General features: G+C 37.5%; 15 protein-coding genes and 1 other annotated feature. Of the genes, 12 read left to right on the top strand and 3 right to left on the bottom strand.

Annotation, left to right across the window (positions count from 1 at the left end; translation table 11 throughout):
* Positions 1-1,009: 1,009 nt before the first annotated feature.
* Complete coding sequence (locus Q3V31_RS04325) at positions 1,010-2,353, top strand: TrkH family potassium uptake protein (RefSeq protein ID WP_000451427.1); 1,344 nt, start codon at positions 1,010-1,012, stop codon at positions 2,351-2,353.
* Positions 2,354-2,387: 34 nt separating this feature from the next.
* Here Q3V31_RS04325 and Q3V31_RS04320 read toward each other — a convergent pair whose 3' ends face one another.
* Positions 2,388-2,753 carry a hypothetical protein gene (locus tag Q3V31_RS04320; RefSeq protein WP_000136552.1) on the bottom strand — a complete coding sequence of 122 codons (366 nt, stop codon included), beginning with the start codon at positions 2,751-2,753 and terminating at the stop codon, positions 2,388-2,390.
* A 283-nt stretch (positions 2,754-3,036) separates the two neighbouring features.
* On the opposite strand from Q3V31_RS04320, the gene ytfJ reads away from it, so the two are divergent.
* Together ytfJ and Q3V31_RS04310 are read left to right on the top strand one after the other, a co-directional pair.
* A complete protein-coding gene (gene ytfJ, locus Q3V31_RS04315) occupies positions 3,037-3,504 on the top strand; it encodes a GerW family sporulation protein (RefSeq protein ID WP_002075130.1) in 468 nt (155 codons plus the stop codon).
* 108 nt (positions 3,505-3,612) lie between these two features.
* Positions 3,613-3,702, top strand: coding sequence for a hypothetical protein (locus Q3V31_RS04310; RefSeq protein WP_000608227.1), 90 nt, complete (start codon positions 3,613-3,615; stop codon positions 3,700-3,702).
* 423 nt (positions 3,703-4,125) lie between these two features.
* Here Q3V31_RS04310 and Q3V31_RS04305 read toward each other — a convergent pair whose 3' ends face one another.
* Positions 4,126-4,365: a YkuS family protein gene (locus Q3V31_RS04305; RefSeq protein WP_000101008.1), complete on the bottom strand. Its 240-nt coding sequence runs from the start codon at positions 4,363-4,365 to the stop codon at positions 4,126-4,128.
* Between the two features lie 85 nt (positions 4,366-4,450).
* Positions 4,451-4,690 carry a DUF3911 family protein gene (locus Q3V31_RS04300; RefSeq protein WP_000752501.1) on the bottom strand — a complete coding sequence of 80 codons (240 nt, stop codon included), beginning with the start codon at positions 4,688-4,690 and terminating at the stop codon, positions 4,451-4,453.
* Positions 4,691-4,749: 59 nt separating this feature from the next.
* Here Q3V31_RS04300 and Q3V31_RS04295 point away from each other — a divergent pair, with 59 nt between their 5' ends.
* From Q3V31_RS04295 to leuD, 9 genes are all read left to right on the top strand, one after another.
* Positions 4,750-4,965 carry a hypothetical protein gene (locus Q3V31_RS04295; RefSeq protein ID WP_044739212.1) on the top strand — a complete coding sequence of 72 codons (216 nt, stop codon included), beginning with the start codon at positions 4,750-4,752 and terminating at the stop codon, positions 4,963-4,965.
* A 141-nt stretch (positions 4,966-5,106) separates the two neighbouring features.
* On the top strand, positions 5,107-6,003 hold the full coding sequence (gene ilvE, locus Q3V31_RS04290) for a branched-chain-amino-acid transaminase (RefSeq protein WP_329762565.1): 897 nt from the start codon (positions 5,107-5,109) through the stop codon (positions 6,001-6,003).
* A gap of 16 nt (positions 6,004-6,019) precedes the next feature.
* Positions 6,020-6,246 (top strand) — a binding site (T-box leader).
* A 72-nt stretch (positions 6,247-6,318) separates the two neighbouring features.
* Complete coding sequence (ilvB, locus tag Q3V31_RS04285; protein ID WP_097872611.1) at positions 6,319-8,019, top strand: acetolactate synthase large subunit; 1,701 nt, start codon at positions 6,319-6,321, stop codon at positions 8,017-8,019.
* Positions 8,016-8,528, top strand: coding sequence for an acetolactate synthase small subunit (ilvN, locus tag Q3V31_RS04280; protein WP_000822951.1), 513 nt, complete (start codon positions 8,016-8,018; stop codon positions 8,526-8,528). Before ilvB ends, ilvN begins: the two co-directional genes overlap by 4 nt.
* 26 nt (positions 8,529-8,554) lie before the next feature.
* On the top strand, positions 8,555-9,565 hold the full coding sequence (gene ilvC, locus Q3V31_RS04275) for a ketol-acid reductoisomerase (RefSeq protein WP_001151746.1): 1,011 nt from the start codon (positions 8,555-8,557) through the stop codon (positions 9,563-9,565).
* 1 nt (position 9,566) lies between these two features.
* Positions 9,567-11,087 (top strand): 2-isopropylmalate synthase, encoded by a 1,521-nt coding sequence (leuA, locus tag Q3V31_RS04270; RefSeq protein ID WP_000809608.1) that lies wholly within the window; start codon positions 9,567-9,569, stop codon positions 11,085-11,087.
* 76 nt (positions 11,088-11,163) lie between these two features.
* The gene (leuB, locus tag Q3V31_RS04265; RefSeq protein ID WP_097872609.1) at positions 11,164-12,228 is read left to right on the top strand and encodes a 3-isopropylmalate dehydrogenase; all 1,065 of its coding nucleotides are present in this window, start codon (positions 11,164-11,166) and stop codon (positions 12,226-12,228) included.
* Positions 12,228-13,622: a 3-isopropylmalate dehydratase large subunit gene (gene leuC / locus Q3V31_RS04260; protein ID WP_329762564.1), complete on the top strand. Its 1,395-nt coding sequence runs from the start codon at positions 12,228-12,230 to the stop codon at positions 13,620-13,622. Before leuB ends, leuC begins: the two co-directional genes overlap by 1 nt.
* Positions 13,600-14,181, top strand: a complete 582-nt coding sequence (leuD, locus tag Q3V31_RS04255) for a 3-isopropylmalate dehydratase small subunit (protein WP_000433209.1) — start codon at positions 13,600-13,602, stop codon at positions 14,179-14,181. Before leuC ends, leuD begins: the two co-directional genes overlap by 23 nt.
* Positions 14,182-14,405: the final 224 nt, after the last annotated feature.

Genomic DNA, 14,405 nt, shown 5'->3' with positions numbered 1-14,405 from the left:
ATTAGGGATGGAAGCTATTCAAAGACACTGGGGAATGTCTTATAAATTAGGGAGGAACAGCTTCGATACATATACTATAAAAGATAGATGTGACCAGGGTGTGTACATAGAGTGAAAGAGAGAGGGAGTTTTAAGTAAGAAGGTAGAGAGAATAAAAAAATAAGACCATCGCATATGAGATGGTCAAGGAAGGGGACAATTTATGTCAATTTAATTAGGGATGGAAGCTATTCAAAGACACTGGGGAATGTCTTATAAATTAGGGAGGAACAGCTTCGATACATATACTATAAAAGATAGATGTGACCAGGGTGTGTACATAGAGTGAAAGAGAAAGGGAGTTTTAAGTAAGAAGGTAGAGAGAATAAAAAAATAAGACCATCGCATATGAGATGGCCTAGGGAAGGGGACAATTTATGTCAATTTAATTAGGGATGGAAGCTATTCAAAGACACTGGGGAATGTCTTATAAATTAGGGAGGAACAGCTTCGATACATATATTATAAAAGATAGATGTGACCAGGGTGTGTACATAGAGTGAAAGAGAGAGGGAGTTTTAAGTAAGAAGAAAGAGAGAATAAAAAAATAAGACCATCACATATAGGATGGCCAAGGAAGGGGACAATTTATGTCAATTTAATTAGGGATGGAAAGCTGTTCAAGACACTGGGGAATGTCTTATAAATTAGGGAGGAACAGCTCCGATACGTATACTATAAAAGGTAGATGTGACCCTCGTGTGAACTTGGCGTGAAAGATATGGGAATTTGAAAAAGGGGTAAAATAGTTGTTGGTGTAAGAGTTATAGTATAAGTGGAGATATAATAGAAAATATTCTTTTGTAAAATAATAGGAATCTGAATATAAATAAAAGTTGAAATCTATGAAAAAAAGGATTATGCTCAACTATATTATGAGAATATAAGGGTTATCCCGCTACTTGTGGGCTCTTAAAGAGTCTTTATTTATGAGGGGTAAAAGCTTCACTTGATAAAGGGAGTTAGTGATATGGAAGTAGCAAAAAAACAAGGGTTATATAATCGTTTTATACGATTAAATCCACCACAAATTTTAGCATTAGGCTTTTTTGGTTTAATTGTGGTCGGAGGATTGTTATTAAAGTTACCGTTTGCAACGAAAGTACATATTAGTTGGGTAGATGCTTTCTTCACAGCTACGTCGGCAGCGACTGTAACGGGTTTAGGCGTTGTAGATACTGCAAGTACATTTACGATGTTTGGTGAAATTGTTATTATGTTTTTAATTCAAACAGGTGGTCTCGGTCTTATGACGATAGCCATTTTAATTGTTTGGGTATTAGGTAAAAAAATTGGTTTACGTCACCGATTATTAATTGGAGAAGCATTTAATCAAACAAATATTGGTGGTCTTGTGAAATTAGTGAAACGAGTTTTTATTTTTTCTATTTGTATTGAGCTAATTGGAGTTATCTTTTTATCGATTCGCTTTATTCCAGAGTTTGGATTTGGAAAAGGTTTATACTATAGTATTTTTCACGTTATTGCGTCATATAATAATGCCGGTTTTGCGCTTTGGTCAGATAATTTAACAAGATACGTAGGAGATCCTATTATTAATATTGGGATTTGTTCTTTAATTGTAATAGGAGGACTAGGGTTTACGGTATTAATTGATATATGGTATAGCCGCAGCTTCCGAAAATTATCGCTTCACTCCAAAATCATGATTGTTGGAACGATAGCACTTAACATTATTGCAATGATTGTGATTTTCGTATTGGAATATAATAATGTGAAGACTTTGGGACAACTATCTTTAAATGAAAAGTTATGGGCTTCGTTCTTCCAAGGAATTACACCTCGTACAGCCGGTTTTAACACGATAGATTATGGCGGAATGGAAGAGTCATCGATATTATTTACGATGATATTAATGTTTATTGGTGCAGGAAGTGTATCGACAGGTGGTGGAATTAAGTTAACGACATTCGTTATTTTAATTACATCAGTTCTTTCTTTCTTTAGAAAGAAAGAGGATTTTATTTTATTTCATCGTACGATTAAAATGTCGACAGTAACGAGAGCGTTAGCAATTGTCGTTGCTAGTCAAATACTTATTTTTACAGCGGTATTTGTATTAATGCTTACAGAAGACTTCAGTTTTATTCAGTTATTATTTGAAACAATTTCAGCGTTTGGCACAGTAGGGTTAACAATGGGGATTACTGCGAAGCTATCGGCATTTGGAAAATGTATTATTATGTTTGTTATGTTTTGTGGATTAATCGGACCGCTAACACTTGTTTTCTCTTTGGCACGACCAGCGAAACAAAAAATTAAATATCCATCAGAAGATGTATTTACAGGATAAGGTATCCCGCATAAAGCGAGATACCTTTTTCTTTTTAAAAAAGAGAGAACAATAACCCGATAAGCGCCACTCGGAATAAAATCGCAATGAGTGCAGCGATACCACCTACAATGGCAGCGATACCGCCAGTTACAGTAGCCCCACGATTATATGCGTAAATACCGAGTAAAACAGACACAAGACCAAACAGTGTTGGGAATGTGAATAGCGATAAAATTGCTAAAGCAAGAGCGATAAAACCAGCAGTCGATCCAGCTGCAGATGATCTTACATCATCATTATCTTTATCATCATAGTCAATACGCTGTGGTGCAACTTCAGCTGCGTATTCTTCTTTATAGTCACTATAATCACTATCTATTCGATCTCTTTTTTTATATTCATCAAATTTCTCAGTCAAAGTAAGGACTCCTTTCATAACAAGGTTCAATAATAGTATGTTTCTCTTTACTGTTTTTATCCCGCTATTTGCGAGCGGTAAGACTTCCGCCTCAAAATTCGGCTGGAGCGAAGAAGTTAGGTGGGAGCCCTGCTGCGCGTAAACGCCCGATTGGTGAAGGCTAATAATCAGTGGGGGATGAACAAAACCCCCACTAATTAAAGTTTCACTTTATCTGAACCTGTACAGGGAGTAATATCCAATTGGAAAGTAAAAATGTTTTTTCAAAATAGGAAAACTAAGTATGACTTCCTCTATTTTGGAAAGTATAAAAAAGAATAATGAGGAAAGGGTGCAATACATAATGGAACATCCAATTGAAAATTTAATGAAAACAGCAATGACAAATTTAAAAGAGATGGTAGATGTAAATACGATTGTTGGAAGTCCAGTTTCAACAGCTGACGGAAATGTAGTATTAACAGTGTCTCAAGTGGCTTTCGGTTTTGGTGCCGGCGGAAGTGACTTTAAAGGTGATTTTATTTCCGAAAAACATAATAACGGACAAGGACAGCATAAAGAGAACAAGCAAAGTCATCCATTCGGAGGCGGAAGCGGGGCTGGGGTTTCTATTAGCCCAGTTGCTTTTTTAGTAGTTGGTTCTAACGGTGTGCAAGTATTGCATCTCAATAGTAGTACACATTTAATTGAAAAAGCTTTAAATACTGTACCAAGCACTGTAGATAAATTTGTAAATGGTCGCCACAAGTGAACTTGCATTTTTTAGGAATTATGATATATTAGAAAAAGTGCGCTTTAGGATGATCGGAATAATTGAACTGTAAATATATATGATGTGTGGAATAAGGGAGAGGAATTTATGATTAATATCAAAAACTTAGTAGTTGGCTTATTTATGTTAGTAAGCGGTTTTGTTGTATATGTAATAAAAGAAAAAGCTCCATTCTAAAACAGACAAACCGTTAATGTCTGTTTTTAATTTGTAAAAAATGTTGACAAGTTATTGTATTGGTGTTAAAATTTTAATTCGTGTCTCGGTTAAAGCTAGTGTAAAGTAAATAAATCTTATGAATATAATACGAAAAGTTTGCGAAAGATCGGGTAGTCTTACCAACAACTTTTGTGAACAAACCCTATAAATTGTATATGTAAGCTTTATATGTATACTAGTGAATCAAGGAGCGGTCAGTGGAACCGTAATGGTGAGAGAGAGGTAGGGCTTTCATCCAGTATATGTTACTTTCCCGTTAGGTGAATATAAAAAAGAGGGCTCCTTTTGAAAAGGAGCCCTCTTTCTATAGATAAATTGAAACTATAATCAGTGAGACCATTCCCGTTAAATGTTAGCTCACAAATCATGTGATAAAAATGATTAAGCGCGGTTTTCAACTTGCTGACAAATTTCATCTGTTGTTAAACCATGTGCTGTAATTACAGATCCTTTTATCGATGTATCTGCAATGCCCATTATATTAGAATCTTGCCCAGTTACAACACAACAATCACAACCTTGTGCATCACTTTCAGAGTTAAGTGAAACAACTTCATGCCCTTGTTGCTGAAGAGCTTGTTGAACATCAGTTAAAGAGTTCTCAACACCAATTCTAGCCATAATTTTCACCTCCTACCATCTAGTTGCTAGTATGCTCAAGTTCATAGCATATATTTATGAAAGATGGTAGGAAGAGAATATTTGTTTAGTCGTTATATACACCAGTAAGCATTTGACTTACGAATTGATCGTTTAAAGTATCTTGGGCGGAAGAAGTATTTGAATGAATGTCGATTGAAGCTGTATAGTTGTTATGTTTCTTGCTATGTGGTTCTACTTCAACGTAATTATCGAATTTACAAAAACCTTTCGTATCCATTAGGTCAAATAGTTGAAGCATTTCTACTACCTCTTGTCTCGTTCCTTTAATTTGTACACACGCCATATTGATTTCCTCCTTCATTTTGACAAATTGTTTTTTAAAAATAGGATTATGATTACGAAATGAAAAATATGAATGTTATTTTTAGACAGCGTTATTTTTATTATTTTCCCCCTTTTTCAGCAAAAGTCGTTGTATATTCCCGAATTTATAAAAACGGACGTCCGTTTATTGAATACAATAGATTCGTATCAATTGACAAAAATCCTTCTTTTAAACAAATATTTTTTTTAGTAGAAATTGGCGAAAAAAATTTTTTGACTTTTTGTAAACGTTAACAATGTTGTTAAATCAATATAAATAAAGATGTACGTACGATTAAAAATTAAAAATTTTCTAAAAATTCACTTGATTTATTTAGAAAGGAGAGTAAACTAGGAAACAATAAAAAACTCATAGAACATAGGGGGCGCTTTCCAGTGAACGAGCAATGGATTTTCTTAAATGGAGAATTTGTTCCAAAAGACGAAGCAAAAGTTTCAGTATATGATCATGGCTATTTATATGGCGATGGAGTGTTCGAAGGGATTAGGGTGTATAGCGGTAATGTTTTCCGTTTGAGAGAGCATCTTGTCCGATTATATGAATCAGCGAAATCCATCATGTTAGAAATTCCATATACGTTAGAAGAAGCAACGAAGATCGTTGTTGAAACGATTCGACATAATAAACTATCTAATGGATATATCCGCCTAGTCGTGTCAAGAGGACCAGGGAATCTTGGATTAGATCCCGATTCTTGTCCGAAACCAAATGTAGTAGTAATTGCAGAACAACTATCTTTATTCCCACAAGAATATTATGAAAAAGGGATTCCAATTATAACAGTTGCAACGCGTCGTAATCGCCCAGATGTTTTGTCGCCTCAAGTAAAATCTTTAAATTACTTAAATAATATTTTAGTTCGCATTGAAGCGAAATTAGCTGGAGTACAAGAAGCACTTATGCTAAATGATCAAGGGTATGTAGCTGAAGGCTCTGGAGATAACGTATTTATTGTAAAAGGAAATAAATTAATTACACCGCCAAGTTCTGCTGGGGCGTTAGAAGGTATTACAAGAAATGCGATTTTAGAAATCGGTGAAAAGCTTGGATATGACGTAAGAGAAGAATTATTTACAAGGCACGATGTATATGTAGCTGATGAAGTGTTTTTAACAGGAACAGCTGCTGAAGTCATTGCTGTTACGACAGTAGATGGTAGAAGGATTGGTTTAGGAAAAACAGGTCCACATACGAATCGTCTATTAGAAGAATTTCGTAAATTAGTTGTAAAAGATGGTGAGAAAATTTACGAAGAAAATAAAGTTGGATAATAATCCTTTATGACATGATAAAACGTTGATAGGGAGGAGTAGTTGATTGTGAAGCCTCACAGAGAGTCGGTGGTTGCTGAAAACCGATGGTTCACGTCGACGAACATCGCCCTTGAGTGCTAAGCTGAAGCATTTGTCTAGGCTTAGACGGTAGCTCCGTTATTAGCTAGACTCATCCCGAGTCACTGAGGCAAGAGTATTCTTGCAAAGAAGGGTGGTACCGCGAAATCTTTCGTCCCTTCAGCACATAGCTGGAGTGTGGACGTAGGATTTTTTTATTTTATAAAGGGTATAAAAAGGGGGCTTATAAGAAAAATGTCTTCAAAAACAGAAGAGAAACTGGCAACTGGTGCACAGCTATTGTTAGAAGCGCTAGAAAAGGAAAGGGTAGAAGTGATTTTCGGTTATCCGGGTGGTGCTGTTTTACCTCTATATGATGCGCTTTATGATTGTGAGATTCCGCATATTTTAACGCGGCATGAACAAGGTGCAATTCATGCGGCTGAAGGATATGCAAGAATTACAGGAAATCCAGGAGTTGTCATTGCAACAAGCGGGCCTGGTGCTACAAATGTTATTACTGGTCTAGCTGACGCGATGATTGATTCATTGCCACTTGTTGTATTTACAGGGCAAGTAGCAACGACGTTAATCGGGAGTGATGCTTTCCAAGAAGCTGATATTATGGGGCTTACGATGCCGGTGACAAAACATAATTATCAAGTACGAAAAGCATCGGATTTACCCCGAATTATTAAAGAAGCATTTCATATCGCTAGAACAGGAAGACCAGGCCCAGTCGTAATTGACCTTCCGAAAGATATGGTAGTAGAGAAAGGTGAGCGATGTAGTGATGTACAAATGGATTTACCAGGATACCAGCCTAATTACGAACCGAATCTACTACAAATAAACAAATTATTACAAGCGATTGCGACTTCAAAAAAACCGTTGATTTTAGCTGGAGCAGGTGTATTACATGCAAAGGCATCGAAAGAATTAACAAGATTTGCTCGTAAATATGAAATCCCTGTTGTGCATACATTACTTGGTCTTGGTGGTTTTCCACCAGATGATAAATTATTTCTTGGGATGGGAGGAATGCACGGTTCTTACACGGCTAATATGGCGTTATATGAATGTGATCTACTTATAAATATAGGAGCAAGATTTGACGATCGTCTTACTGGAAATTTAGCTTATTTTGCTAAAGGGGCGACTGTTGCGCATATCGATATTGATCCAGCAGAAATCGGAAAAAATGTGCCGACTGAGATTCCTATTGTTGCAAGTGCTAAGCAAGCGTTGGAAGTATTACTTCAACCGGAAGGAAGGAAAGAAAATCATCATGAATGGATCACTTTATTAAAGAGTAGAAAAGAACAGTATCCATTCTCTTATAAACGAAACTCTGAAAGTATTAAGCCTCAATACGCAATTGATATGTTATATGAAATTACGAAGGGAGAAGCGATTGTAACGACAGATGTTGGGCAACATCAAATGTGGGCAGCTCAATATTATCCGCTGAAAAATCCAGATAAATGGGTAACTTCTGGAGGCTTAGGAACAATGGGCTTCGGATTTCCAGCAGCAATTGGTGCACAAATTGCAAAGCCAGAGGAATTAGTTATTGCCATTGTCGGTGATGCGGGATTTCAAATGACCCTGCAAGAACTAAGTGTATTAAAAGAACATTCTTTACCAGTTAAAGTGTTTATTTTAAATAATGAAGCTTTAGGAATGGTAAGACAATGGCAAGATGAATTTTATAATCAAAGATATTCACATTCTTTATTGCCATGTCAACCAGATTTTGTTGCTCTTGCGAATGCGTATGGCATAAAAGGTGTTCGTATTGATGATCCACTTCTTGCAAAGAAGCAATTACAACATGTGATTGAGTTACAAGAGCCAGTCGTAATTGATTGCCGCGTACTTCAATCTGAAAAGGTTATGCCGATGGTTGCTCCAGGAAAAGGGGTTCACCAAATGGAGGGAGTGGAGAAAAGGTGAAGAGAATTGTTACAGCGACAGTTCGAAATCAAAGCGGTGTGTTAAATCGAATTACAGGCGTTATGACACGTAGACATTTTAATATTGAAAGTATTTCAGTAGGGCATACGGAATCGTCGGATATTTCAAGGATGACGATTGTTGTACATGTTGAAAGTGAACAGCAGGTTGAACAGTTAATTAAACAACTGCATAAGCAAATCGATGTCCTAAAAGTATCTGATATTACAGAAGAAGCAATGATTGCTAGAGAACTTGCGCTTATTAAAGTGGCAACCTCAAGTGTAACAAGAGCAGAATTATATAGTTTAATTGAACCGTTCCGAGCCGCTGTAATAGATGTTGGGAAGGATTCCATAGTGGTGCAAGTAACAGGTACCCAGGAGAAAGTAGAAGCGTTAATTGAATTGCTTCGTCCATACGGTTTGAAAGAAATTGCTAGAACAGGTGTAACAGCATTTACGCGTAGTATGAAAAAACAAGATAAACAAGTGATGTTAATTCAATAATTATTTAAATATAGGGGGAAATGAAAATGGCAAAAGTTTATTATGAAAAAGACGTGACGGTAAATGTATTAAAGGAAAAGAAAGTAGCAATTATCGGATATGGATCGCAAGGCCATGCGCATGCGCAAAACTTACGTGATAACGGATTTGATGTAGTAGTTGGACTGAGAAAAGGAAAGTCATGGGAAAAGGCGAAAGAAGATGGATTTTCTGTATATACAGTAGCGGAAGCTGCCAAAAAAGCGGATGTAGTAATGATTCTACTACCGGATGAACTACAGCCAGAAGTATATGAAGCTGAAATTGCACCAAACTTACAAGGCGGGAATTCTCTTGTATTCGCACATGGCTTTAATGTTCACTTTGATCAAGTAAAACCGCCAGCTAATGTAGATGTATTTCTAGTAGCGCCGAAAGGTCCGGGGCATCTAGTGCGCCGTACATTTGCTGAGGGCGGGGCTGTTCCTGCATTATTTGCAGTCTATCAAGATGCAACAGGAGTTGCGACTGAAAAGGCACTTTCTTATGCAGATGGAATTGGAGCGACGAGAGCTGGTGTATTAGAAACGACGTTTAAGGAAGAAACAGAAACAGATTTATTTGGAGAGCAAGCTGTGCTTTGCGGCGGAGTAACTGCACTAGTAAAAGCTGGATTTGAAACGTTAGTTGATGCAGGATATCAACCTGAACTTGCATATTTTGAGTGTTTACATGAATTGAAACTCATTGTTGATCTTATGTACGAAGGTGGACTTGAAAATATGAGATATTCAGTTTCAGATACAGCGCAGTGGGGAGACTTCGTATCAGGACCACGCGTTGTTACTGAAGATACGAAGAAAGCGATGGGAGAAGTGTTAGCAGAAATTCAAGATGGTACATTTGCAAGAGGCTGGATTGCAGAGCATAAAGCAGGAAGACCAAATTTCCAGGCGACAAATGAGAAGGAAAATGAACATGAAATCGAAGTAGTTGGACGTAAATTACGTGAAATGATGCCTTTCGTACAGCCACGAGTAAAGGTAGGGATTAAATAATATGAAGCAGATTTTGTTCATGGATACGACGCTTCGTGATGGCGAACAATCACCAGGAGTTAATTTAAATGAACAAGAGAAATTACAGATTGCAAGGCAACTAGAGAGACTTGGTATTAATGTAATGGAAGCGGGATTCGCAGCAGCTTCTGAAGGTGATTTTCAATCGGTAAAACGTATCGCAAATACCATTCAAAATGCTACGGTTATGAGTTTAGCTAGAGCGAAAGAAAGTGATATTCGAAGAGCCTATGAAGCTGTGAAAGGCGCTGTCTCTCCTCGTTTACACGTATTTTTAGCTACAAGTGACATTCATATGAAATATAAGCTTTGTATGTCAAAAGAAGATGTATTAGATAGCATACATCGCTCGGTTACGCTCGGGAAATCATTATTTCCGACAGTGCAATTTTCAGCAGAAGATGCGACAAGAACATCGAGAGCATTTTTAGCTGAAGCAGTAGAAGTAGCGATTCGTGCAGGAGCGAATGTAATCAATATTCCTGATACAGTTGGATATACGAATCCAGAAGAATATTATTCTCTTTTTAAATACTTACAAGAATCCGTTCCTTCCTATGAAAAAGCAATTTTCTCTTGTCACTGTCACGATGATCTTGGGATGGCGGTAGCGAATTCGTTAGCTGCAGTTGAAGGTGGAGCATTACAAGTAGAAGGAACGATTAATGGGATTGGAGAAAGAGCGGGGAATGCAGCTCTAGAAGAGGTCGCAGTTGCTCTTCATATTAGAAAAGATTTCTATGAAGCAGAGTCTTCTATGACGTTAAAAGAAATTAAAGCGACAAGTACATTAGTAAGTCGTTTAACAGGTATGGTTGTACCAAAAAATAAAGCGATTGTTGGAGCAAATGCATTTGCTCATGAATCAGGTATTCATCAAGACGGTGTTTTAAAAGAAGTGACGACATATGAAATTATTGAACCGGCGCTTATAGGTGAATCTCAAAATCTATTTGTACTTGGAAAACATTCTGGTCGTCACGCATTTACGGAAAAAATGAAAGAACTAGGCTATGAATTTACAAAAGAAGAACGAGATGCGGTGTTTGAAGCATTTAAAAAATTGGCTGATCGTAAAAAGGAAATTACTGAGGAAGATTTACGCGCGCTTATGCTGGGCGAAGCAGCATTTTCGGCACAACAATATAGTATTACACAATTACAAGTACATTTCGTCTCCAATAGTACACAGTGTGCAACAGTTGTACTAAAAGATGAGGAAGGAAATATGTATGAAGATGCAGCAACTGGTTCTGGAAGTATAGAAGCAATCTATAATGCAATTCAAAGAATTTTAGGATTAGAATGTGACTTAGCGGATTATCGCATACAATCTATTACACAAGGTCAAGACGCACTGGCTCATGTTCATGTTGAATTAAAAGAAGGCACGCATCAAGTATCAGGTTTTGGCGTTGCGCAAGACGTATTGGAAGCGTCGGCGAGAGCTTATGTCCATGCAGCTGGAAAATTGAAATCTTTTATAACGCTTGTGAAGTAAATGTTTGATAAGTGAGGAGAACTGTCCTCACTTATCAAATTAGAGTTCTGAAAATTCAGTTAAAGGGGTGTTTAAGTTGGAAAAACGTATTGTTTGTTTAGCGGGTGATGGTGTTGGTCCGGAAATTATGGAAAGTGCGAAGGAAGTATTGCATATGGTAGAGAGGCTATATGGACATCATTTTCATTTACAAGATGAGTACTTTGGCGGGAGTGCTATCGACTTAACTGGGCAACCATTACCACAGCGAACACTTGCCGCTTGTTTAGCAAGTGATGCGGTTTTACTTGGAGCGGTTGGTGGTCCAAGGTGGGATGGTGCGAAAGAAAGGCCAGAGACAGGATTATTAGCTTTAAGAAAAGGACTTGGTGTATTTGCGAATGTTCGACCTGTAACGGTAGAAAGCGCAACTGCACATTTATCGCCATTAAAAAACGCTGATGAAATTGATTTCGTTGTTGTTCGTGAATTAACAGGCGGTATTTATTTTTCTTATCCGAAAGAACGAACGGATGAAGTAGCAACCGATACACTTACGTATCATCGTCATGAAATTGAACGTATCGTTTCGTATGCTTTTCAATTAGCGAGCAAACGGAAGAAAAAAGTTACATCTATTGATAAGGCGAATGTTTTAGAGTCTAGTAAACTATGGAGAACTGTTACGGAAGAAGTAGCCCTTCGCTATCCAAATGTTGAATTAGAGCATATTTTAGTCGATGCAGCCGCTATGGAATTAATTCGTAATCCAGGTCGATTTGACGTTATCGTAACAGAAAATTTATTTGGTGATATTTTAAGTGATGAGGCTTCTGTATTAGCAGGATCGTTAGGGATGCTTCCATCAGCAAGTCACGCGGAAAAGGGCCCTTCATTATACGAACCTATTCACGGATCAGCACCGGATATTGCCGGGAAAAATAAGGCGAACCCAATCGCAATGATGCGTTCTGTTGCAATGATGCTTGGGCAATCATTTGGATTAACGAGAGAAGGGTCTGCAATTGAATCCGCAATATCTGCAGTTCTTCAATCTGGAAAATATACAGCAGATATTGGGGGAAATGAGACGACAACTTCATTTACGAAGGCAGTTATTCAAGAGATGGAAGAGCAAGCACTAGTAGGGAGAGGACGATAATGGGAAAAAGATTACTAGATAAGCTTTGGGAGAGACATGTCGTTGCGACAAACGAAAATGGATTGGATTTATTATATATCGATCTCCATCTCGTTCATGAAGTAACGTCACCGCAAGCCTTTGAAGGCTTGCGGCTTACAAATAGAACTGTTCGGAGACCAGAATTAACATTTGCAACAATGGATCATAATATTCCAACGAAAGATGTCTGGAATATTACGGATCGTATTGCGAAGCAGCAATTGGATACACTCCGTGAGAACTGCAAACAATTTCAAGTTTCATTAGCTGATATTGGTGATGAAGAGCAAGGGATTGTTCATGTTATCGGACCAGAACTAGGACTTACGCAGCCAGGAAAAACGATTGTTTGCGGTGATAGTCATACAGCAACCCACGGTGCTTTCGGAGCGCTAGCATTTGGTATTGGTACGAGTGAAGTGGAACACGTATTGGCAACTCAAACGTTATGGCAACGAAAACCGAAAGCGATGGGTATTGAATTAAAAGGAAAGTTACAGAAAGGAGTGTATGCAAAAGATATTATTTTACATCTCCTTTCAAAGTACGGCGTAGCAGTTGGAACCGGATATGTAATGGAATTTTACGGTGAGACGATTCAAGCTATGGAGATGGAAGAGAGAATGACACTTTGCAATATGGCAATTGAAGGAGGAGCGAAAGCTGGTATCATTGCACCAGATGAAAAAACATTTTCTTATGTAAAAGGTCGTAAATATGCACCGAAAGACTATGGAAGTTTTACGGGAATATGGTCGGAGCTTTATACAGATTCAGATGCAATTTATGATTTACATATTTCGATAGATGTTACGGATTTAGCACCGTATGTTACTTGGGGAACAAATCCTAGTATGGGTGTTCGCATTGATGAAAAATTACCAGAAAAGCATGATGAAAATGATGAAAGAGCATTTTCGTATATGGGATTGAGTCCTGGACAAAGCACTTTTGAAATTCCAGTTCAGCATGTTTTCATTGGATCTTGTACAAATTCCAGGCTATCTGATTTAGAAATTGCCGCATCTGTTATAAAAGGGAGAAAGGTAAAAGATGGTGTGCGAGCCCTCGTTGTTCCTGGGTCTAAAAAGGTAAGAGAAGCAGCAATGCAAAAAGGATTACACCGCATATTTGAAGAAGCGGGATTTGAATGGAGAGAGCCTGGATGTTCAATGTGTCTTGGAATGAATCCGGATCAAGTGCCGGAAGGAGAACATTGTGCATCTACTTCAAATCGTAACTTTGAAGGAAGACAAGGAAAAGGAGCACGAACGCATTTAGTTAGCCCGGCAATGGCAGCGGCGGCTGCGTTATATGGGCATTTTGTTGATATTAGAAAGGAGAGTTACGATGGAGCCATTTCGTATTCATAAAGGTACTGCCGCAGTACTTATGAATGATAACATTGATACAGATCAAATTATTCCGAAGCAATATTTAAAGAGAATTGAAAGGACGGGATTTGGACAGTATTTATTTGATGAGTGGCGCTACGATAATGAGCGTCATGAAAATCCTAATTTCCCTCTTAATGCACAAGAACGAAAAGGAGCAAGTATATTAATTACAGGTGATAATTTTGGATGTGGTTCTTCAAGAGAACATGCTCCGTGGGCACTTGCTGATTATGGTTTCCGCGTTATTATCGCCGGAGGATTTGCAGATATTTTTTATATGAATTGTATGAAGAATGGTATGTTACCGATTGTAATGGATAAAGAAACTCGTGAACAACTTGCCAAAACGGATGCGAGAGATCAAATGGAAGTCGATTTAGAGAATGAAGTAATTACTACGAATACGCACAGGTTTCATTTTACAATCGAGAAAATGTGGAAAGAAAAATTATTAAATGGTCTAGACGAAATTAGTATTACGATGCAATATGAACAAGAAATTGGAGAGTATGAAAGGAATTTAGCTTTATATTAAGAAATAACGGAATTTTTAAAATGTATTTACATTCAGAATTAAGTATTATATACTATGTAAAAATCAGAGGAGAAAGGGAGTAAGTATTATGAATATCGTGCAATCTATTAAAATGCTTACACAACTACATCATCATACATAAAACCCTTGAACCTAGCGTGAAAACGTGTAGGCACAAGGGTTATTCCCGTTGTACCTACACTCTACTAAAGAGCCTTGTAGGT

Source organism: Bacillus nitratireducens (assembly GCF_036320425.1).
Lineage (GTDB): Bacteria > Bacillota > Bacilli > Bacillales > Bacillaceae_G > Bacillus_A > Bacillus_A nitratireducens.
Note: the sequence above shows the minus strand (reverse complement) of the source record. Positions and strands in the feature narration are given on the sequence as shown.

Bases quoted from the DNA above. Each gene is read 5' to 3' on its own strand.
- leuD (WP_000433209.1), top strand. From the start codon at position 13,600: ATGGAGCCATTTCGTATTCATAAAGGTACTGCCGCAGTACTTATGAAT.
- ilvB (WP_097872611.1), top strand. From the start codon at position 6,319: ATGTCTTCAAAAACAGAAGAGAAACTGGCAACTGGTGCACAGCTATTG.
- leuC (WP_329762564.1), top strand. From the start codon at position 12,228: ATGGGAAAAAGATTACTAGATAAGCTTTGGGAGAGACATGTCGTTGCG.
- Q3V31_RS04305 (WP_000101008.1), bottom strand. From the start codon at position 4,365: ATGGCTAGAATTGGTGTTGAGAACTCTTTAACTGATGTTCAACAAGCT.
- Q3V31_RS04300 (WP_000752501.1), bottom strand. From the start codon at position 4,690: ATGGCGTGTGTACAAATTAAAGGAACGAGACAAGAGGTAGTAGAAATG.
- Q3V31_RS04310 (WP_000608227.1), top strand. From the start codon at position 3,613: ATGATTAATATCAAAAACTTAGTAGTTGGCTTATTTATGTTAGTAAGC.
- ytfJ (WP_002075130.1), top strand. From the start codon at position 3,037: ATGACTTCCTCTATTTTGGAAAGTATAAAAAAGAATAATGAGGAAAGG.
- ilvC (WP_001151746.1), top strand. From the start codon at position 8,555: ATGGCAAAAGTTTATTATGAAAAAGACGTGACGGTAAATGTATTAAAG.
- Q3V31_RS04295 (WP_044739212.1), top strand. From the start codon at position 4,750: ATGAAAAATATGAATGTTATTTTTAGACAGCGTTATTTTTATTATTTT.
- Q3V31_RS04325 (WP_000451427.1), top strand. From the start codon at position 1,010: ATGGAAGTAGCAAAAAAACAAGGGTTATATAATCGTTTTATACGATTA.
- leuA (WP_000809608.1), top strand. From the start codon at position 9,567: ATGAAGCAGATTTTGTTCATGGATACGACGCTTCGTGATGGCGAACAA.